Source organism: Clostridium arbusti SL206, from assembly GCF_000246895.1.
Classification (GTDB): domain Bacteria; phylum Bacillota; class Clostridia; order Clostridiales; family Clostridiaceae; genus Clostridium_I; species Clostridium_I arbusti.
The window spans coordinates 1-22,072 of the sequence record NZ_BAEV01000068.1; the positions used below are offsets into that span (position 1 = coordinate 1).

The 22,072-nt window shown below is 31.0% G+C and carries 20 protein-coding genes; 16 read left to right on the top strand and 4 right to left on the bottom strand.

The annotated features are described in order from the left end of the window. Positions 1 to 523: 523 nt before the first annotated feature. The 10 genes from fdhF to RH99_RS12330 all read left to right on the top strand — a co-directional run bounded on the left by fdhF (position 524) and on the right by RH99_RS12330 (position 9,284). Entirely contained in the window at positions 524 to 2,665 is a 2,142-nt protein-coding gene (fdhF, locus tag RH99_RS12290) for a formate dehydrogenase subunit alpha (RefSeq protein ID WP_010238540.1), read from the top strand. Positions 2,666 to 2,757: 92 nt separating this feature from the next. Further along, the gene (locus RH99_RS12295) at positions 2,758 to 3,963 is read left to right on the top strand and encodes a molybdopterin molybdotransferase MoeA (RefSeq protein ID WP_010238542.1); all 1,206 of its coding nucleotides are present in this window, start codon (positions 2,758 to 2,760) and stop codon (positions 3,961 to 3,963) included. Continuing rightward, entirely contained in the window at positions 3,944 to 4,468 is a 525-nt protein-coding gene (gene mobB, locus RH99_RS12300) for a molybdopterin-guanine dinucleotide biosynthesis protein B (RefSeq protein WP_010238544.1), read from the top strand. The genes RH99_RS12295 and mobB overlap by 20 nt, the downstream gene beginning before the upstream one ends. Next, complete coding sequence (gene fdhD / locus RH99_RS12305) at positions 4,465 to 5,256, top strand: formate dehydrogenase accessory sulfurtransferase FdhD (RefSeq protein WP_010238546.1); 792 nt, start codon at positions 4,465 to 4,467, stop codon at positions 5,254 to 5,256. Before mobB ends, fdhD begins: the two co-directional genes overlap by 4 nt. 83 nt (positions 5,257 to 5,339) lie before the next feature. Further along, positions 5,340 to 5,855, top strand: coding sequence for a 4Fe-4S dicluster domain-containing protein (locus tag RH99_RS12310; protein ID WP_010238549.1), 516 nt, complete (start codon positions 5,340 to 5,342; stop codon positions 5,853 to 5,855). An 18-nt stretch (positions 5,856 to 5,873) separates the two neighbouring features. Further along, positions 5,874 to 6,032, top strand: coding sequence for an iron hydrogenase small subunit (locus RH99_RS18650; protein WP_373854714.1), 159 nt, complete (start codon positions 5,874 to 5,876; stop codon positions 6,030 to 6,032). 190 nt (positions 6,033 to 6,222) lie between these two features. Then, positions 6,223 to 6,795 (top strand): 4Fe-4S dicluster domain-containing protein, encoded by a 573-nt coding sequence (locus RH99_RS12315; protein WP_010238553.1) that lies wholly within the window; start codon positions 6,223 to 6,225, stop codon positions 6,793 to 6,795. 4 nt (positions 6,796 to 6,799) lie between these two features. Next, positions 6,800 to 7,414 carry a molybdenum cofactor guanylyltransferase gene (gene mobA / locus RH99_RS12320; protein ID WP_010238555.1) on the top strand — a complete coding sequence of 205 codons (615 nt, stop codon included), beginning with the start codon at positions 6,800 to 6,802 and terminating at the stop codon, positions 7,412 to 7,414. 281 nt (positions 7,415 to 7,695) lie between these two features. Then, positions 7,696 to 8,652 (top strand): GTP 3',8-cyclase MoaA, encoded by a 957-nt coding sequence (gene moaA, locus RH99_RS12325; RefSeq protein ID WP_010238557.1) that lies wholly within the window; start codon positions 7,696 to 7,698, stop codon positions 8,650 to 8,652. 197 nt (positions 8,653 to 8,849) lie between these two features. Continuing rightward, on the top strand, positions 8,850 to 9,284 hold the full coding sequence (locus RH99_RS12330; RefSeq protein WP_010238559.1) for an MOSC domain-containing protein: 435 nt from the start codon (positions 8,850 to 8,852) through the stop codon (positions 9,282 to 9,284). A 50-nt stretch (positions 9,285 to 9,334) separates the two neighbouring features. Here RH99_RS12330 and RH99_RS12335 read toward each other — a convergent pair whose 3' ends face one another. After that, positions 9,335 to 10,123: a Tim44 domain-containing protein gene (locus RH99_RS12335; RefSeq protein ID WP_010238561.1), complete on the bottom strand. Its 789-nt coding sequence runs from the start codon at positions 10,121 to 10,123 to the stop codon at positions 9,335 to 9,337. A 173-nt stretch (positions 10,124 to 10,296) separates the two neighbouring features. On the opposite strand from RH99_RS12335, the gene RH99_RS12340 reads away from it, so the two are divergent. Beyond that, positions 10,297 to 10,935, top strand: coding sequence for a hypothetical protein (locus RH99_RS12340; RefSeq protein WP_010238562.1), 639 nt, complete (start codon positions 10,297 to 10,299; stop codon positions 10,933 to 10,935). Positions 10,936 to 10,942: 7 nt separating this feature from the next. On the opposite strand, the gene RH99_RS12345 is transcribed toward RH99_RS12340, so the two are convergent. Then, complete coding sequence (locus tag RH99_RS12345) at positions 10,943 to 11,755, bottom strand: metallophosphoesterase (RefSeq protein WP_010238564.1); 813 nt, start codon at positions 11,753 to 11,755, stop codon at positions 10,943 to 10,945. Between the two features lie 169 nt (positions 11,756 to 11,924). Between RH99_RS12345 and RH99_RS12350 the strand changes: the two genes are divergently transcribed. The 5 genes from RH99_RS12350 (at position 11,925) to RH99_RS12370 (ending at position 19,173) form a co-directional block, all read left to right on the top strand. Beyond that, positions 11,925 to 12,437: a VanZ family protein gene (locus RH99_RS12350; protein WP_243441492.1), complete on the top strand. Its 513-nt coding sequence runs from the start codon at positions 11,925 to 11,927 to the stop codon at positions 12,435 to 12,437. 417 nt (positions 12,438 to 12,854) lie between these two features. Then, positions 12,855 to 13,670, top strand: a complete 816-nt coding sequence (locus RH99_RS12355; protein WP_026038495.1) for a YihY/virulence factor BrkB family protein — start codon at positions 12,855 to 12,857, stop codon at positions 13,668 to 13,670. A gap of 108 nt (positions 13,671 to 13,778) precedes the next feature. Beyond that, positions 13,779 to 14,426: a hypothetical protein gene (locus RH99_RS12360; protein ID WP_243441493.1), complete on the top strand. Its 648-nt coding sequence runs from the start codon at positions 13,779 to 13,781 to the stop codon at positions 14,424 to 14,426. A gap of 390 nt (positions 14,427 to 14,816) precedes the next feature. Next, positions 14,817 to 16,985: a YhgE/Pip domain-containing protein gene (locus RH99_RS12365; protein WP_010238571.1), complete on the top strand. Its 2,169-nt coding sequence runs from the start codon at positions 14,817 to 14,819 to the stop codon at positions 16,983 to 16,985. Positions 16,986 to 17,004: 19 nt separating this feature from the next. Continuing rightward, entirely contained in the window at positions 17,005 to 19,173 is a 2,169-nt protein-coding gene (locus RH99_RS12370) for a YhgE/Pip domain-containing protein (RefSeq protein ID WP_010238573.1), read from the top strand. A 230-nt stretch (positions 19,174 to 19,403) separates the two neighbouring features. Here the strand turns inward: RH99_RS12370 and RH99_RS12375 are convergent, their stop codons facing one another. Further along, positions 19,404 to 20,681, bottom strand: a complete 1,278-nt coding sequence (locus RH99_RS12375; RefSeq protein ID WP_243441494.1) for a glycosyltransferase family 2 protein — start codon at positions 20,679 to 20,681, stop codon at positions 19,404 to 19,406. Between the two features lie 134 nt (positions 20,682 to 20,815). Then, positions 20,816 to 21,967 (bottom strand): HEAT repeat domain-containing protein, encoded by a 1,152-nt coding sequence (locus RH99_RS12380; protein ID WP_010238577.1) that lies wholly within the window; start codon positions 21,965 to 21,967, stop codon positions 20,816 to 20,818. Between the last annotated feature and the right edge of the window lie 105 nt (positions 21,968 to 22,072).

Here is a 22,072-nt window from a genome sequence, read left to right on the forward strand (position 1 = left end):
GTTTTATTTCTATATATAATGGGAGTAAAACTACGTAATTTTATATATTGATATATATTTTGTAACATTTGTGTAAAAAAACAAAAATATATCATATTATGATTTGACTATATTAGCTAAAGGGAGTAAAATATAAAAATAAGTTTAGAAGAGAATAATAGAATTATACAAATAACAATAAAGTTAATAGACTCAATGGTTGGATTGTAAAGAGAGATATTTATTATTAGTATTTTAGCTTTTAGATAAACCAGTGCTGATGTATGAAATTTAAAAATGCATTGTACTGGTTTTTTGTTTTGTCTTATATCCAATAATTGTATGCTGGAATATTACTATTTAGGCAATATAAATGTATTGCTTTTCTAAGAAGGATTTCTAAGATTCAGATATAGCAAAACTATGATTCTATTAATTAAAATTAGATAAATCTATTAAATAATTAAGTTGATTTGTGTATAACTTTAAACAAGTAAAAGTATATCTGTGGATAATTTTACGGATATACGAAGGAGTGGAATATATGGAGAAAAAAGTTTTAACAGTCTGTCCTTATTGCGGCAGTGGTTGTAATTTGTATTTAGTAGTGGAAGACGGAAAAATTTTGCGAGCAGAACCTGCCAATGGAAGAAATAATGAAGGTAAATTATGCTTAAAGGGATATTATGGTTGGGACTTTTTAAATGATCCACAGCTTTTAACTTCAAGACTAAAAAAACCTATGATAAGAAAAAATGGTGTCTTAGAAGAGGTTTCCTGGGATGAGGCTATAAAATTTACTGCAGAAAATCTTATGAAAATAAAGGCTAAATATGGTCCAGATGCAATAATGGGTACAGGCTCTGCAAGGGGACCTGGAAATGAACCAAACTATGTAATGCAAAAGTTTATGAGAGCAGCAATTGGTACAAATAATATTGATCATTGTGCTAGAGTGTGCCATGGACCTTCTGTAGCAGGACTTGACTATTCACTAGGCGGTGCTGCTATGTCCAATTCAATTCCTGAAATTGAGGATTCAGAGGTAGTTTTTGTATTTGGATATAATCCATCAGAAACTCATCCTATTGTGGCTAGAAGAGTAGTTAAAGCAAAGGAAAAGGGGGCAAAGATAATAGTTGCCGATCCTAGAAAAATAGAAACTGTAAGGATTTCAGATCTATGGCTTAGATTAAAGGGTGGTACTAATATGGCACTTGTAAATGCCATGGGTAATGTGCTAATAAATGAAAAATTATATGATAGTGAATTTATAGAAAATCATACAGAGGGCTTTGAGGAATACAAGTCTGCAGTGGAAAAATATACGCCTGAATATGCGGAAAAGATAACTGGTGTCAGTGCGGATTATATAAGAAAGGCTATGAGAATTTATGCTAAGGCTAAAACTGCAACTATACTTTATGGTATGGGGGTTTGTCAGTTCTCACAAGCGGTAGACGTAGTAAAGGGACTAGCGTCTCTTGCTCTTTTAACAGGAAATTATGGAAAAGCTAACGTGGGTATTGGACCTGTTCGTGGACAAAATAATGTACAAGGTACTTGTGATATGGGAGTACTTCCTAATAAATATCCAGGCTATCAGTCTGTTACAGATAAAAAAATTCAGGAAAAGTTTGAAAAGGCTTGGGGTGTAAAACTATCTGATAAAAATGGATATGTTTTAACAGAAGTACCAAAGCTTGTACTTAAACAGGATAAGATAAAGGCCTATTACATTTTTGGAGAGGATCCAGCACAAAGTGATCCCAATGCGGCAGAGCTTAGAGAGGCACTTGATAAGATAGAATTTGTAATAGTTCAGGATATATTTATGAATAAAACAGCTCTTCATGCAGATGTGGTACTTCCGGCAACTTCCTGGGGAGAGCATGATGGTGTATACAGTGCTGCGGATAGGGGCTTCCAGAGAATAAGAAAAGCTATAGAACCAATTGGAGAATCAAAGGATGACTGGGAAATAATCTGTAAGATATCTACTGCAATGGGGTATCCTATGGAGTATAAGAATACGGAAGAAATTTGGGATGAGATGAGAAGCCTTTGTCCAAAATTTGCTGGAGCAAGTTATGAAAAGATGGAAAAACAGGGTGCAGTGCTTTGGCCTTGCGTTTCAGAGGAAGATCCAGGAACACCTTATTTATATGAAGGCGGAAAATTTATGACAGAAAACGGCAAGGGAAAATTATTTGCCTGTGAATGGAGACATCCTCTAGAATTAACAGATGAGAACTATCCTTTGGTACTTTCTACGGTAAGAGAGATTGGACACTATTCTGTAAGAACTATGACAGGAAATTGTCGTGCACTTCAAAGACTGGCAGATGAACCTGGATATATAGAAATCAGTGTAGAAGATGCTAAAAATCTTCACATAAAGGATCAGGAACTAGTAACTGTAAGTTCACGTAGAGGAAAGATAATAACACGTGCAGCTATTACTGAAAGAGTAAAAGAAGGTGCTACTTACATGACTTATCAATGGTGGGTTGGAGCTTGCAATGAGCTTACTATTGACAGTTTAGATCCAATTTCAAAGACACCAGAATTTAAATACTGTGCAGTTAAACTTGAGAGAATTGAGAACCAGACAGCAGCTGAAAAGGAAATTAAGGATAATTATAGTAAGATAAAGAAACAGATGAGGGTTGAGAAAGTAAAATAATTTTAGGCATGGGAAAAGAAATAGCAAGTAAAATATCCGTCGCATCTTTGACTTGTTATTTATTTTCACATGCCTTATAAGGGGAAATTTATATGGTTAATAGAGATGAAGCTTTGAGCATGGTTTTGAAAGAGACATCTTTGGGTAGCGTAGAAGAAAAATCTATATTGGATTGCCTTGATAAAGTACTTTATGAGGATATTTATTCAAAGGACAATTTGCCACCCTTCCATAAATCAGCCATGGATGGTTATGCAATAAAAAGTAAAGATACTGCAGGAGCTTTAGAAGATGCTCCTGTACAGTTTAATATAATAGGAATTATTAAAGCGGGACAGTTTCCAGAGGAAGAACTAAAAAGTGGAGAAGCCTTTAAAATAATGACAGGAGCTCCACTGCCTAAGGGGTCAGATGCTGTAATACAAATTGAGAAGGTAAAAAATAAAGAGGATAAACTCTCTGTATATGAAGAAGTAGATATTTTTGAAAATGTAATCAAAAGAGGCGAAGAAATTAAATCTGGAGAAATTGCATTAACTAAGGGTACTGTGATAAGACCCTTTGAAATAGGGCTTTTGGCATCTCTTGGTTACAGTAGAATTCCTGTATACAGAACTCCTATAGTTTCCATAATAGTTACAGGAGACGAGTTGTTGAGTATAGATAGTGAACTCAAACTAGGTAAAATAAGAAATAGTAATGAATATTCTCTAAGGGCATTAATTAAAAATATGGGAGCTAGAGCTTTATCCTTTGGAGTAGTAGAAGATTCTAAAGAAGTATTAATTGATAGAGTAAAACAGGCTCTTGAACATTCAGATGTAGTTTTAACTTCAGGGGGAGCTTCTAAAGGTGATTATGATTTTGTAGAGGATGTATTAAGGGAACTAGAAGCGGATATAAAATTTACTTCTGTTGGAATAAAACCAGGAAAACCTTTAAGTTTTGCAAAAGTTAAGGATAAATTATTTTTTAGTTTACCGGGAAATCCACTGGCAGCTATAACTACTTTTCAGGAATTTGTAAAACCTGCATGTGAAAAGATAATGGGAAAAACAACGGATATTGATATTTTCCCTGTTATTTTGGCCGATGATTATAATACTAAAAAAGGTAGAAGAAAATATATATACGTAAATATACAGAAGGTACAGGGGGTATACTATGCCTATAAAATAGATTCTCAAAGTTCAAGCGGTTTAAAGGCGGTAACTAAGTCCAATGGAATTGTAATATTACCAGAGGAAAAGGGCAGTGTTAAGTCAGGAGAGATTCTAAATGGATACTTTATATTCTAATAAAAAAGTTATTTCTATAATATCTGCTAAATCAGATATGGGTAAAACTACATTAATTGAAGGGCTTATTAGCATATTTAAGCGAAGAGGCTACAACATTGGTGTGTTAAAATACGATGTAAAAAGGTTTGAAATAGATAGAGAGGGCAAGGATAGTTACAGATTTACCAAGGCAGGAGCAGATACTATGATAATTGCCTCATCAAATAAACTTGCCATAGTTCAAAGGATAGAAGAAGAGCATAGCATTGAGGATGTAATAAACCGTTTTGAGAATATGGATTTAATAATAGTAGAGGGCTTTAAAAGTAGAGGCTATCCACAAATAGAGATCCACAGAAAGGATAGAACCTCAAAGCTTCTAATAAGGGATAGTTCCTTTGATTCTTCAAATATTATAGCTGTGGCAACTGATGAAAACTTACCGGATATAGAGCTTCCACAGCTTGACCTTAACAATGTAGATAAGGTTGCAGACTTTATTGAAAATAGGTTAATAATATGAAGCAGACTGTTATTTGCAAAATTTCAAAAATAGAAGATTGTAAAAGGGAAGATAACCTAGATGATATTATAGTTAGGGAATATCCTCTATCTATATTCTTAAACGAGAAAAAATTAGCTACACTTTTATGCAGTCCGGAAAATCTTAAGGCTTTGATTGTGGGCTTTTTAAGAACGGAAGGCATGATAAATAAGGCTGAGGATGTTATTTCATTTAAATTGGATGAAGCTAAAAGCCAGGTAGAAGTGGAAACATTGGACAAGACTCTCACAGGAGAGAACTTCTTTTCCAAAAAGATAGATTTAGACAGTATAAAAGTAGAGGATATAAAGGGTATAGACAATTTCCTAAAATCTTTAAATTGTAAGCCTGTAGAAAGTGATACTAGTATAACTGTACCCAATATATTTAGATTCATGAGAGAAAATCTAGACCATTCAAAGGTGTTTAAAGAGACTGGCGGAGTTCACTGCGCTGCACTGGTAGATAGTGAGAAGATGCTAGTAGCTAAGGAAGATGTGGCAAGGCACAACGCACTGGACAAGGTTATAGGAGAAGCACTTATGAAAAATATATTCCTTAAGGACAAAGCCGTTATACTTAGCGGAAGGGTATCTCTTGAAATGATTCTAAAGGCTGCAAAGATGGAAATACCTATAATTATATCCAAGTCAGCACCTACTAGTCTTTCAGTGGCTCTAGCCAAAAGTCTTAATTTAACCTTGGTAGGCTTTGTAAGAAGAAATAAAATGAATATATACACAGGTGGATACAGAGTTAAGGAATAAAAATATAAAAATTATAAGTATAGGCCCAGATACTATTTAGTGTACAGGGGCATATCTAAGAAAATAGAGAGGTTGGAAAAAATATGAGCATAAAACCTAATTCTTTTGTTATAGCAGAAGCTAGTAAATGTGTAGGATGTAAAGCTTGTGAAATAGCTTGCTTTAGAGCACATAGTAATGGGGTAAAAAAACCACTTACAGTAGGAAATATAAAAACTCCTATAATACCAAGAATACATGTAATTAAAAATGAAAAGTTTTCAGTACCAGTGCAGTGTAGACAATGTGAGGATGCACCCTGTGCAAATGCCTGTCCTATAGAAGCTATAAAACAGGAAGATAATGTTATGGTAGTGAATGAAAAGGCATGTATTGGATGTAAAGCCTGTGTAATGGCCTGTCCTTTTGGAGCTATAGAAGTTAGAAGTGAAAGTGAAGACAAGCCAAAGATTGCATACAAATGTGATTTATGTAAGGGACAAGAAACTCAAGCTTGCGTAAAAATATGTCCTAAGAAGGCGTTAAGACTATTTGATCCAATTGAGGAAAAGAAAAGACGAAGCATAGAAGCAGTTTGTAATTTACCTGAGGAATTTTAAAGCTTAAGGCATATTCAAATAAGAAAATCTCATGAGAATCCATTTATTCAGAAGTTATATAAAGACTTTTCAGGGAAACCACTAGGTGAAAAGTCACACAATTTATTACATATAAAACATATATCAAGAAAAAAGAAATGTAGTGAAGATAAGAAAAAGGAAATAGTTTTAGTATAATTATCACAATATATAAGGCATATGAAAATAAATAACAAGTCAAAGATGTGACGTATATTTTGAAGTCAACAAGGAAATAGGTTCCTAAGATAGTGAGCTATCTTAGGGTTCTGTTGACGCAGTGGGATTCAAAATAGACTAGCATACTGACTAATTATTTATTTGAATGTGCCTAAAGAGGAGAGATAAAATGAATAGTTTTGTTATAGCTAATCCAAAGAGATGTATAGGTTGCAAAACTTGTGAGGCCGGCTGTGTAATGGCTCACTCAGAAAAGAATATATTAAGTAAGAAAAATGATAAATTAAAATTCAATCCACGTTTAAAAGTTATAAAAACTTGGAATGTAACTTCTCCAGTAATGTGTAGACACTGTGAGAATGCACCCTGTACAAGTGCCTGTCCTAATGGATCTATAACTAATACAGATGGAGTGGTTTTAATTAATGAAGACACTTGCATTGGTTGTAAATCCTGTATGGTAGCTTGTCCTTTTGGAGCTATAGATTTAATTGTACAGCATGATAAAGATGGAAAAGTAATAATGCAGACAGGTCTTAAGAGTAGAGATGGTAAAAAGCTTATAAGTAAAGAAAAAATGGTGGCTAATAAATGCGATTTATGTGTTGGAAGAGAAAATGGACCAGCTTGCATAGAAGTGTGTCCAACAGAAGCTTTAAAATTAGTTAAAAGTGAAGATATAGATGAATCAGTTCGTAAAAAGAGAGAAGTTACAGCAACAAATTTAGCAAATATGGGGTAAAATTATGGAAAATTTTAAAACTGCAGTAATTCTTGCGGGAGGAAAGAGTTCTCGTATGGGTTTTGATAAACAGTTTCTAAAAATAGATGAAAAAAGACTTATGGATACTCTAATATCTGAACTTAAAACTGAGTTTCAAGATATAATAATTGTAACCAATAAACCTTCAGAATATGAATTTATAAATACTAACTATAGAATAGTTTCAGATGAAATAAAGCAAAAGGGTCCTCTATCGGGAATTCATATTGGACTTAAGGAAAGTAAGAGCAAGTATGTCTATTTTATAGCTTGTGATATGCCAAAGATAAACTTAGATTATATAAGATATATGAAAAGTGAACTTCTTAGAACAAATGCAGATGCCTGTGTTACAGAGCATAATCATAGAATAGAACCCTTTAATGCCTTTTATTCTTCAGAAATATTGCCTAAAATAGGGGAGTTAATCCTAAAAGGAAGATTATCAATGCTAGCACTTATAGATAATATTAACACACATTTTATTCAGGAGAGTAATGCAAAGAAATACAACAACAATTTCAATATGTTCTTCAACCTAAATACTCCAAAGGATTTATCAGAATATAAAGATATAGATAAAAATAGCGAAAGATGATATAATTTATAACTAAAAGTAGAAAATTGTATTAATAGTATAGGAGATTTTGAATATAATACATTATATAAGGCATCTTCAAATAAATAACTAGTCAGTATACTAGTCTATTATGAATTATACTACGTTAACAGAACCTTCTGATAGCACAACTATCATCAGAACCTGTTTCCTTGTATAATTCAAAATATACGTCGCATCTTTGACTTGTTATTTATTTTCACATGCCTAATAGAAAATGGGGTATACTAGATCGGTTGTAATAGTGAGGGATGATGGAAATGCGTGATTCATACGGTAGAAGAATAAATTATTTGAGGATATCTGTTACAGATTTATGCAATTTAAGATGTAAATACTGTATGCCTGAAAAAGGCATAGAAAAGATAGATTACAATGAGATTTTAAAGCTTGAAGAAATACAGAGTATAACTGAAAGCTTTGTTAATCTAGGAGTGGACAAGATTAGAATAACTGGTGGAGAACCTCTAGTTAGAAGAAATATTCTAAAGCTAATAGAGGATATAGGAAAGCTTACCAAGGTAAGGGATTTTGCCATGACTACTAACGGTACGCTACTAAAAAAATATGCAAAAAATTTAAAAAGTGCAGGTCTTAACAGGTTAAATATAAGTCTAGATACCCTAGATAAAAATAAGTATGCTAAAATTACTAGAAATGGAAGACTAAGTGATGTGCTAGAGGGCATAGAAGAGGCTAAAAAGGTTGGACTAGGGCCTATAAAACTCAATGTGGTTTTGATGAAGGACTTCAATGAAGATGAAATAGAGAATTTTGTAAATTTGACCAAAGATGAAGAAATAGATGTAAGGTTTATTGAACTTATGCCTATAGGGGCCTTGAAATACTGGTCTCTCAATAATTATATTTCTAATGAAACAGTGCTTAAAAACATAGAAGGATTAGTTGAAACTGAAACTGTAGACATCTCCTCTCCTGCTAGATACTATAAACTTCCTGGGGGTAAGGGAAGAGTTGGACTTATTAATCCTATATCCTGTAAGTTCTGTGAAAACTGCAATAGAATAAGGCTTACTGCAGATGGAAAGATAAAACCTTGTCTTCATTCCAATGATGAAATAGATTTAAAAACACCTCTTAGACAAGGAAAAGATATTAATGGACTAATAGGGGATATTATTAAAAATAAGCCTAAAGAGCATAATCTAGAAGATGGCGATTATATAAATAGAAATATGACTGCTATTGGTGGTTAAGTCGTAGAGATTAATATTTTCAAATACAAATATAGTAAAAAACTTGCATACAAGATAACTGTTGTTACTGTTCGTTAGCAGTGATAAGGCATATGAAAATAAATAGTAAGTCAAATATACTAGCATACTGACTAGTTATTTATTTGAATGTGTCTAAAAGTTAATTAAAGATATATAAGAAGGAGCTATGGGTAAAAATGGCTAAAGTTATATCAATTAATATCAGCGATAAAAAAGGGGTCATAAAGACTCCTATAGATAGAGGTATTTTCATAGAGGAACATGGACTAAAGGATGATGCTCATGCTGGAAAGTGGCATAGACAGGTAAGTTTATTAGCTCAGGAAAGTATAAATAAGATGATTGAAATGGGAGTAACGGGTCTTGTGCCAGGTAAATTTGCTGAAAACATCACTACAGAAGGTATAATTCTACATGAACTTCCTGTAGGTACAAAACTAAAGATAGGAGATACTATCCATGAAGTAACTCAGATCGGAAAAGAGTGTCATACAGGCTGTGCCATAAAAAATCAGGTTGGAAAGTGTATAATGCCAACGGAGGGCATATTTACAAGGGTATTAAAGGGTGGAGATATAAAACCTGGAGATACCATAGATATAATAAAATAATAATCCCTAAGCATCAGTTTGAATTTTTATTACTGATGCTTAGAATCTGTTTATAGCAATTCAGAATTAGAGTTAAATAAAATATTTATATCCACTTCATTAGTTTGGCGAATTTCAGCTAAAACCCATCTGTTATCACTTCTAACAAATTTCCAATATTCTATGAATATCTTGTTAAATACAGATCCACCAGTGACTTTTGAGGTACGATCATCAATAGTGTAGTCTGCCATGGTAGCTTTTATATAGAACCATAGATTGTCTGATGATTTATTTTTATAACTATTTACACAGACAGGTTTTATATTTAAAATCTTAATTCGTTTTAATATATTTTTTTCATTTCTTATTTTCATCCAATTGGTTTTTATTTCATGAAGTTCATATATATTTTTATTCATATAGTTTTTTGCTATAATTTGATTACGTTCCATCCAAGCTTTTTGAACTATATAAAAGCAGTCAGAAACTCTCTTAATTAAAGGATTGTAATTATAGCTGTTATCTATCTGGGATAACCGAATTATTAATTTTCGGGCTTTCTTACTCTGTTCATTTAATAGTAAACAAGTATTTATTGAAAAGTCTTTTGACCGTAAACCACTGAGTAGAAATACTGAAATAAATAATATAGTTCCTACTATAGAACTCAATGTACCTATAGATCCATTTCTATTATAGCTACTAGAACTATGACTTACACTCCCTGAGCTACTGCTGGAACTACTATGACCTCCAGTGCCGCCGTGACCACCACCAGCACGAGCTAGTACTAAACTACTGGGAAATAATAAGAATGTCAAAAGAAAAATAGATATTATTAATGATTTGAATTTCAAATATATGCCTTCTTTCTTTTAATAACTTATAATGAGATAGTTCTTATTTCACTATTGTAGTATAATTTAACATGGAATTGCAAATAAAAAATGTATAGTTATTCAATTGATAATGTTAATAATTTATATTAGTTAAGTATATATTGTTAACTTGAGAAAAGAGGTTTTTCAATATGAGAAAACAAGCAAAGGTAATCTGGACTATAGCTGTTATAGCCATTATAGTTGTTGGTGCCTATATGTACTTTGGAGAAAATACTAATGGATTTCTAGCTGGTAATAAAGAGGAAATTGTTAAAACTGATGTATCAAATACTATAAATGGATTCTTTAAAGAACTTAAAAATGGAAACTTGGATAATGCATCAAAATATCTTATAAATGATAATAAATATGCCAATTTAGATTTAAATTTTAAGGATAAGTCTTATGAAGATATTATGAAGAGATTGGTTTCAAAGCTAAATTATAGCATAGAAAATGTAACTGTAAATGACTATACTGCAAAGGCTAGACTAAATATAACCTCTGTAGATTTACTAAGTTTTTATAATACATATTCCAGTGAAATAAATCCATTAGTACAATCCTATTTAAATGGAGGTGCATCTCAAAAGGTAGATGCAGAAAATAAAATTAAAGCATTGTTAAATGATAAAGTAGGTAAAGATATTGATAGCGGAAATTACCAAAAGCTAAATGGAAGCATAGATGTGAATTTAAAGAATGTAAACGGAAAGTGGCTTATAGAGCCAAATCAAGATTTAATATACTATTTAACAGGTAAAATGACATCTATTATGAATAAATAGATGTCACTTATTCTTTATCAACAACCAGTTCAATTATTTCAGGAGTAGCAAAGAATCTAATGGGAAGTGTGCTGCAGCCAATTCCCTTTGAAGTTATAATTGTGGAATTACCCTTGGTATTAATGGTTTTAATAAACTTTTGACCATAATTGGATTCTGTTACTGGTGCATATAATCCAAAGAAATTTATTTGCCCTCCATGAGTGTGACCACTTAATCCTATATCAAAATTTATATTATATTCTTCAAAAAAATCTGGATTATGAGAAATAATAATATTTAAATATTGATCATTTATTTGACTATCACTAATTTGAACTTGTCCATTTCTTAAATCATCTACGCCATGAAGAAGTATGGTAGTATTTCCAATATCTAAAGAATAAGTTTTATTCTTTAATAGATTTATTCTTTGATCTTCCATGGTTTCTAATAGTAATTCTAAATTTTTACCAAGATAGTACTCGTGATTGCCTAAAACTGCTACTATACCGTGTTTAGATTTAATCATGCTTATTTCCTCAAAGAATTTATCTAAAATAGCTCTTCGAAACTTAGTGTTTTTTTCTACAAATAAATAATCACCACCAAGTATAACTAAATCAGCATTAAGGCTGTTCACTTTATTCACTATATTTTTTAATCTGTATTTAAAATAGTAATCTCCATAATGAAGATCTGATAGAAATACTATTTTCATTCTATTATTAACTTTTTTACTTCTAAAGTTAATTGTATTTATTCTAACTACCTGAGCCTCAAGCAGTGACCATACTAAACCTATAAACAACATAAAAATTATTATATATAGTAATTTCATAAAAAATCACCTCCTGAAAATTGTATGTTTTATTATAGAGTAAATAAGGCTTCAATGTCAAATTGCCTCTGTGAACAATTAATGAAATATGTATTGTATTATACAAAAAATTCCCTGTTGATGTATAATAGATTTATTATATTTTTAGGACTAGCTTTTAAAGGAGGTAATGAATTTGAAAAAAGCAATAATTTTAATAATATGTTTATTATGGTTCGGATTTATATTTTATAATTCAACTAAGTCTGGCGATGTATCCAACACAAAAAGTTATACTTTGCTAAATAAGATAAGAGCAGAATATAGACAGCTAGATGGTGAAGAAAGGCAGCAATATAACAATTTACCTAAGAGCGCTAGAGAAGAGCGTTTAAACCTTATAATAAGAAAAAATGCTCATGCATTTGAATATTGTGTACTAGCTATAGTGATTTCAACTATACTGTTCCAGTTTAAAGTAAAGGGAAGAGGAGCAATCATATATATAATGTTCATTTGCCTGCTATATGCAGTACTAGATGAGTTTCATCAAATTTATGTACCAGGGAGAACTTCCAGTGTACGGGATGTATTAATAGATTTTTCTGGAGCGTTAATAGGAATGATATTTTACTATTTTGTTTACTACAAATTCATAAATAAAAAGGTAGTAGATGAACGAGTAAATTATGTTGTAAGATAGAATGAATTAGAACATAACTAATAACTAGTCAGCTTTGTTAATATGGCAGAGCTGAATTTTTATGTAAAAATAAATTCATAGTTATTATAAGGCACATTCAAATAAATAACTAGTCAGTATGCTAGTCTATTTTGAATCCCACTGCGTCAACAGAACCCTAAGATAGCTCACTATCTTAGGAACCTATTTCCTTGTTGACTTCAAAATATACGTCGCATCTTTGACTTGTTATTTATTTTCATATGCCTAATAGCATAAGCTAGCATTGAAACACATACAAAATATGAATAATATTATTAAGAGAAGTTGGAAATAATATTATTAATATATTGCAATAAATTATAGTATGTTTTCATAAAAGATGTGAATGGCAAATATACAGTTCATATAGCTAAGGATGATAATATGTTTTTTTCTATGGAGAAATTTAAATGTGGAACGGTTAATTTAATTAAAAAAGCATTGGCAGATGATATATTGGCACTTTCTTCACAGCTTGCCTATAGTTTTTTGCTTTCTTTTTTCCCATTTTTAATATTTTTAATGACTATAGTTGGATACAGTGACATAAAAACTAGTGACATTATGGATGCTGCAAAATTTATAATACCAAGCGATGCCTATGCTTTGGCTAATAGAACTGTTGCAGAGGTGGCTCGTAGCAAGAATGGTGGACTTCTATCTATAAGTCTTATATTAACCATATGGTCTGCTTCTTCTGGTTTCAATGCTGTTATAAAGGGCCTAAATAAGGCCTATAATGAAAATGAGTGGAGAGGTATATTGAGAGTAGAGCTTATATCTATAGGGTTTACCTTTGCACTGGCAATAGTTATAATGTTTTCAGTTTTTCTTTTGATATTTGGAGAGACTAATACTTATTTTTTAGTTAAGTGGTTTGGACTTCCAGAAGAATTTAAACTTCTTTGGAATGTGGGAAGATACGTGGTTACTGTGATTATTATGGTAATAGTATTTGCCTTAGTTTATAGATTTGCTCCCTGTAAAAGACATAGATGGATAGACGTAATGCCAGGGGCATTATTTGCATCTTTGGGATGGATAATATCATCTCTTTGTTTTTCCTTTTATATAAGTAATTTTGGAAGTTATTCAAGGCTATATGGAAGTATTGGAGCGGTAATAATATTGATGCTCTGGCTTCTTATTACAGCTATTATTGTTATTTTAGGAGGGGAGATAAACTCAGTACTATTAAAGCACTGCAAGTAAGTTATGTAAAATATTTCCTCTATGAAAACTTTATCAATTCTATTTACACATGAATTTTTTTACTGTAGAATTTCAATTGTTGAGTGTGTTAAAAATAGCAAAAAAGGGATGAATCAGGTGAATAGAGATATTTTCAAGAAGATTTCAATTGTAATAATAGCAGCAGCAATATTTACTGGATGCAGTGCAAAGACAGGTACTGAACTAAAGGATAGTAAACCTCAAATAGTAAAGGTAACAAAAAATCTACAGAGAAACACTCCAGAGGAAACTATAAAAAGTTATTATGCTAATGAAGTAAATAGTGATGCTGAGTTTTTAAGTAAATATTTTATAAACCCACAGATGTCAGAAGTAGATTTAATAAAAAAGAAAATAAATGCTTTTAAAGTTAAAAAAATTGAAGTGATAAAACTATTTAATATGAAAAAACAAGGTAATTATGCAGTTAGTATATGCTCTTTTAATACATATTTTAATGGAATAGAAAAACCAAGACCAGATATAGAAGTTGTGTCTTTAGTGAATAAGAACGGTACCTGGTATATTCTAAATGATTATGGAAGTGTTTTGGATAAGGATCTGAATTGGTTAAATGAAACTAATTCAGAACAAAAGAAATTTGCAGCAAAGGACAATGATATTAAAGCTATAATAAAGCAAAGTGAAAATTTTGATAAAATAAATAGTAAGTTCTTAGACAAGGGTAATAAAGCTATGATTCAAATGAGAAACACCAATAACACATCTTTTTAGTTATTGGCGTTTTTTTATTTGTTTTTTTAAGATTTTTATTCCATATTATATAATAAAAGTATAATTATATAATAAAAGTTATCATATAATTAAAAGAAATAATTTTTAACCTGACTAACTTGGCGTAAGTCTCCCACGCACAGAGTGAAAGCGATTCACGCAAAATCAAAAAGAAGATTTTGGTTCTCGGCTTGCACTCTGTGAAAGCGACCAAATACAAAATAAATTTTGTTTTGTCTGCTTTTCTTCAAGGGGGAGTTCAACGCCAAGTAAGTCATGCATTTGCAGTTCTAATATTCAGATGGAGTAAAAGAATCCCCACCTGAATTAAGAACTTGCTTCAATTTCAGTAAAATACTAGTAAAGTGAGTAACATGCAGGAGGCAGATAATGAACCATATTTTAAATATTTCAAAGGTCTTTAAAAGGGATATGAAAAGTATAATACATAATCCAATAGCATTAATAATTATTACGGGGATTTGCATTCTTCCTTCTCTATATGCTTGGGTAAATATAAAAGCTTGTTGGAACCCCTATGAGAATACTAGTACTATTCCTGTAGCAATAGTGAACAAGGATAAGATGATCTACTTTAAGGATAGAAAATTAAATATGGGAAATGAAATTGTTAAGAATTTAAAGGCTAATAAGAAGATTGGGTGGAAATTTGTAAGTGAAAGGGATGCGGATTTAGGAATTGTGGATGGCACATATTATGCAGAGATAGAAATACCAGAGGACTTCTCCTCAAGCTTTGTAAGTATTCTCTCTGATAATCCTAAAAAGCCACAAATAACCTATAAGGTTAATACAAAAGAGAATCCAGTGGCAGGTAAAATAACTGACGTGGCTAAGGATACTTTAATAGAACAGATAACTTCCAATTTTATAGTTACAGTAAATCAGACACTATTCTCATCTTTAAATGAAGTGGGACAAGATGCAGAAAAAAACAAAGAGGATATAATCAAGGTTAAAAATGACATAATAAATATAAATAATAATATGGATTTAATAACTAATACGCTACAGAGCATAAATATTAGTTCTGGAAATTTAGGCACATTTTTAACTGAACTGAGAACTACTATTCCTTCAGTAGAAAGTGGTTTAAATTCTGCAATACAAAGTAATGAAAATAATGGAGCTGTAATAAAATCTACACAGACTACTTTAAATAATTCTACAAATAATATTCAGACCAATTTAGATAATCAAAAGGCCTCAATTTATAGAATTCAGACTATGCTTGGCAATTTGAATGAAATCAGTAAAAGCTCCAATACATCACAGTTTAATTCTGTTATATCTGAAATTAACTCGGCTATAAACAGTGCTAATAACTCAAATAATGCCATGATTGATTATTTACAAAAGATCAATAGTGTAATTCCAAAGGCAGATATATCAAATATGGTAAGTTCTTTAAAGAATATACAAACTTCTTTAGCTGATGAAAAAAATAAATTGAATAATTTACAGCAGGATTTCAGTAAGACAAATTCAATTAATAAGGATACATTGAACTCTCTGATAAGTAATGCAGGAAATTTGAATAGTCAATTGACAAACTCAATAAATCAGTATAATTCAAAGGCAAAAGGATCTTTAAATTCTATAGGAAATAGTTTAATAACTGCAACTAATGATGCTAATTCACTAATGCAAGAGGCTCAGGAGACAAATCAGCAAATAGATAAACTTATGGGCAGTGCAATTGAAGGTACTACTTTAGCATCTAAAGTAAGTGGTGATTTAAATAATAGGCTTCTGGAATTCAAGGATACAATTGCAAAGCTCAGTAGTAAGTTTCAATTGGTAAATAATAATGATTTACAGCAAATAATATCCATACTTCAGAGTAACCCTAGATTTATGGGAGATTTTATAGCTGAGCCCTTTAACTTGAAAGATGAATCCATATATACAACACCAAATTACGGCTCAAGTATGGCACCAATTTATACTGTACTTGCTATTTGGGTAGGAGCACTTTTACTTACATCTATACTTACAACCAAAACAGTTTCTGTAAAAGGATATAGAGAACTCAGTATTCGTGAAAAACATTTTGGAAAAATGCTTACTTTTATTACTCTGGCAGTAATACAATCTTTTATAGTTTCTCTGGGAGATAAATTTCTCTTAGGAGTTTATACAGTAAATACACCCTTAATGATAGCTTTTGCATTAGTTTCGGGGATAACTTTTTCAATTATAGTGTATACTTTGGTTTCGGTGCTAGGAAATGTAGGTAAGGCTATTGCCATTATACTTCTCATAGTTCAGGTAGCAGGTAGTGGAGGAACTTATCCTATACAGGTAGATCCATTGATTTTTAGAATAGTACAGCCAATGTTACCTTTTACCTATAGCATTGGAGGTTTTAGAGAATCTATAGGTGGACCTCTTATAAGTACTGTGTTTCTAGATTTTAGTATGCTAATAATAATATCAATAATATTTATACTATTTGGATTTTTATTTAAGAAGCCATTAGATCCTATAATTTTAAAATTTGAAGAAAGATTTAAAAAGTCAGGAATAGGAGAATAGAAGAACTTGGGGTGAATATATGAAAAAATTATTTGGAATATTCATAAGAGATATAAAAAATATAGCTGTAAATCCTGCTGCAATTGTAATAGTTCTAGGATTATGTATATTGCCATCATTGTATGCTTGGATAAATATAAAAGCCTGTTGGAATCCTTATGCAAACACTGGGAATCTTCCCATTGCCATAATTAATGAGGATGAAGGGGCTGTACTTAACGGAAAAAATATAAATGTAGGCGATCAGGTTGTTGATAAACTTAAAAATAATAAGACAATAGATTGGATATTTGTAGATCAGTGGCAAGGAAATTATGGATTGAATGAGGGGAAATATTATGCACTAATAGAAATTCCAAATAATTTTTCAGAAGGGCTAGTAAGCTTAGCGTCTACAAATCCTAAAAAACCTAATATTATATATAAAAGTAACGAAAAATTAAATGCTATTGCTGCTAAGATAACAAATGCGGTAAAAGAAAAATTTGCCAATGATTTAAAATCTGAATTTGTAGGTGCTGTTAATAGGGAAGCCATAAATACCTTAAATTCAATAGTGGATAATCCAGACAAGCAGAAGGCACAAATTATTCAATTTAAAGAAACTCTAGATGAGGCAAATAATAATATTGCAGACATAAAGAAATATATAGGTGAGGCAAATTCCAATTCTTTAGGACTACAGAATTATTTAGGCAATGTGCAAAATAATTTACCTAAGGTCACTGAGCAGATTAATAGTTTGCAGCAAGCTACAGAGAGCAGTAAAACGCTGGTTTCAGATACCAGTCAGACTATAAGTTCTACAGCAAGTACACTTAATAATGATATGGTTCAGGCACAATCCATAAATAATAGGATTCAAACACTCCTGCAGCAAATTAAAGATACAAATAATAGTGCTGCGAGTTTAACTAACTCCAAGGATATTACAAATAACATAAGTAATCTTAGTAATTTAAATGATTCTTTGGATAAAACTATAGGAACGGATATTAGATTTCTTCAGTCTATAGCCGAAAGAAGTAATAATAATAATCTAAGTAATATGATAAACTCTTTGAACTCCTTAGATGGATTAATAAAGACAGAGGGAAATAATTTAAATCAATTAAAAACTATGATAGGAAACAAAGCAGATGGAAACTCCTTAAATGATAAAATAGATAAGATTTCAGAAGAAAATAATGAAATCTCAAACAATATAACTAGTAACTCTAATGATTTTTATGTAAATGTATTGCCGGTACTAAATAATATGAGAGACAATTTAAATACAAATTTAGATGATGTTAATTCCGTGCTGGAGTCAACTAAGGTAATAGTGCCTCAGTTAAATGCTTTAGCTAAGTATGGAATAGCTACTAGTAAGTTATCCGTTAATCAAGCAAACCAATTAAATGATAAATTGTCGGCTATTCAAAACCAGTTAAATGAATTAACTTCTAAAATGAAGGCTATAAATGGAGATAATTTAAATGATATAGTAAAGATACTTCAAATGAATCCCAATAAGCTTTCAAGCTTTATATCTTCACCTCTGGATGTAAAAGAAGTGGACGTGTATGGAGAAGGAATATTTGGAGTTGGATTAACGCCTTTTTATACAGTGCTTGCAATTTGGGTTGGCGCACTGCTTTTATGTGCACTGCTGACTACAGAATGCAAAAACTTTGAAGGCAAGGGAAAGTTGAATTTTGTACAAAAACACTTTGGTAAGATGCTGTTATTTCTACTAATAGCGCTTATTCAAGCTGCCGTAGTTACCCTTGGAGATAAGTACATACTTGGAGTTAATCCAAAGAATATGGTGCTCATGATGGAATTTGCCTTGGTATCCTCAGTAACCTTTACAATTATAATATTTACATTAGTATCTTTAATGGGCAATGTTGGAAAGGCTATTGCAGTGGTAATGATGGTATTTCAAATTGCTGGAGCTGGAGGAATTTATCCAATACAGACAAATCCTAAAATATTTGGAGTGCTGGAGCCTCTGTGGCCCTTTACCTATGCAATAAATGGCTTTAGAGAGGCCATTGCAGGACCTATTTGGAGTAATGTACAGAAAAATTTTATAGCTTTAGGCTATTTTATAATAATATTTTTATTGCTGGCAATTTTAAAGCCCGTATTTCATAAGGTAACAGAATTTATGGAACATAAATTTAAGCAGTCGGGGTTATAATGAACTAGTAAATGAACTGGCTTAACACTGAAAATAAAATTCACTTCAATGTTAGGCATATTCAAATAAATAACTAGTCAGTATGCTAGTCTATTTTGAATCCTACTACGTCAACAGAACCCTCAGATAGCTAACTATCCGCAGAACCTGTTTCCTTGTATGATTAAAAATATCCGTCGCATCTTTGACTTACTATTTATTTTCATATGCCTTAAGCCTTATTTTTTTATTTATGAAACATCGAAATTATTTCTTTTGAATTTCCCCCAACTATGTTTCAATGTTTTAAATCTTATTATACCTTCTAATTTAAAAAAGGTAGTCATCTGTCTATAACCAAAATTTTCTATTATTCCATAGAAGGATAGTCTTAAAAGCTGTCTAATAGAAGGATATTTATCAAAGGTATATTCCTCCAGCAGTATAGCACCAATAGAGAGAATAATCCCATATAGTATAGATATCATTAGAAATAATATGAAATATTGTACATTTAGAATTCCTGAAAAATATGAAACTGGTATAAGAATATAGCCTATAAATTCTACCAAAGGACCTAACATTTCAAAAATCCAAAAATAAGGTATAGCAAGCATACCTACAGTTTTGTACTTAGGATTTAAAAATAGGCTTTTATGTCTAAATAAGCTATCCATAAGTCCAACTTGCCATCTTCTTCTCTGCTTTCTTAATTCGCTAATTCTTTCTGGTGCCTGTGTCCAACAAACAGGATCAGCAATAAATTTTATTTTATACTTTTTCTTATTTTTACGCATATACCTATGAAGTTTAACTACAAGCTCCATATCTTCACCAATGGTATCAGTGGCATAACCTCCTACTGCAATTACAGCATCCTTTTTAAATGCTCCAAAGGCGCCAGAGATTATTAAAAGGGATTTTATTGAATCCCAGCCAACTCTTCCAGTTAAAAATCCTCTCAGATATTCTATAATCTGAAACATGGCTAATGGATTTTTAGGTAATCGTATATCTCTTATTTTCCCATTATCTACTATACTGCTATTTGCTATTCTAACGATTCCACCTACAGCGATAGTAAATTTATCCTCTAGAAATGGCATTATAATTCTTACTAAAGAGTCTCTCTCTAAAAGTGAATCCGCATCTATAGATGCAAATATAGGATATTTAGAAATATTAATACCTGTGTTTAGTGCATCAGCTTTTCCACCATTTTCTTTATCCACTACTATGAGTTTAGGTATTTCAAGACTTCTGTAGATACCATTTATCTTCTTAGTTTTTATTAGATACCTTATGGGTTGATACGCTGGTTTAAGATCAAAGGCTTCTATTATTTTTTTTAATGTACCGTCACTGGAACCGTCATTTACTACAACCACCTCAAAATTCAGGTAATTTAAAGCTAAAAGTGATTTTATATTATCAACTATTGTTTCCTCTTCATTATAAGCAGGTACCAATATGGATATCGGTATCATATTCTCTGAATTGGTATATTTTTTATAGCCTGAGTAGGTCATTTTTTTGATATAGTCATATAGGCTAAAACTTGCGAAAATAAATTGTAAGAAATATACAGAGTTAATGAAAAAAACGTAATAAATAATAAATATATTGAAATATACTACTATATTTTTTAGAGTATTTATATAAGTCAATCATTGACCTCCTTTATATATTTACTTATAGAATAGCACAGCTGTCTTTTATTAATATCCTGTGAATCTTTATAAGAAGTTATTTTATCCATAAAACCTAAATTTTCAATTTCAGCAGCTATTATGTCCTTTGCAAACTTATCATTTCCATTAAATATTGAAGGTAAGGAATGTAAATCTTTGTCTATAAGTAGTATTGACTGGGCTGAATTATAGCGTACAAACCATTGAGAGTCAGAAAGTGATTCTGTTAAAGATGCAAGAATAGAACTATCTCCAAATAGTCCTAAGGCCTTTGCTGCTACTGCTCTTATCTCCCAATTTTTGTTTTTTAAACATTCAGCTATATCATGTATATATCTTTTATCCTCCATAGAACTCAAAGCTTTTATAGAGGCTATCTTTTTTTCCGATGAAGAAGAGGATAGAAATTTTGATATATTTTCTCCTAGGGAACTATCTTTAATGCTTACTGCTGACTTTATAAATATGCAGCTTAATAAGTCATTTTCACAGTTAATCATATGATTATAGACGTATTTTTTATCTCCTTCAAAGCTTTGAATTATTTCAATAAGACTCCTTTCATTTAGGAAAATAGATGAGGTTATACTGTTAAAGGCATAAGTAAAGGCTATTTCATCACCTATTTTTGCTAAAGCTAATAGAGCATTATATTGTATATCTGATGAGGGTGATTTCACTTCTCTCATAATATACTTTATTGCTTTTTTACTTCTCATCTCACCTAGTGTTTTACAGGCTAAGGCTTTTGTATGCATATTGTTTTTCAAAAGACAGTTTATTTGCATGTCCACTAATCCTAGTTTTTCTACAAATTCTATAATAGGCTTTAATGGTATATCTTTGAAATTTTCAATATAATATATTAATCTGTCTTCTATGATTTTCATTTTCATATTACTAATAAAGTATGGACTAAAAAGTCTTATATCTACTGAATCTACATTACCTGTGCTTGTAATGGTATTTATTGAAGTATCAACAAGATCTAAAATTTCATCTAAATATCTTTTTCTCTTATTATTTTTATATATTTCATATATTTTTTCCCAGAGTATATAAAAATATAAAAATATTATTATTATAGAAAAAAATACTATAGAATAATAAACATATATTTGCATGAAATATCCTCTTTCTTTTGTATTAGTATTTATCCCCTATGTCTTTCAATGCATTCTTGAGAATGTAATATGAGGGTTTTAATCTTTCGTGATATGTAGGTATAT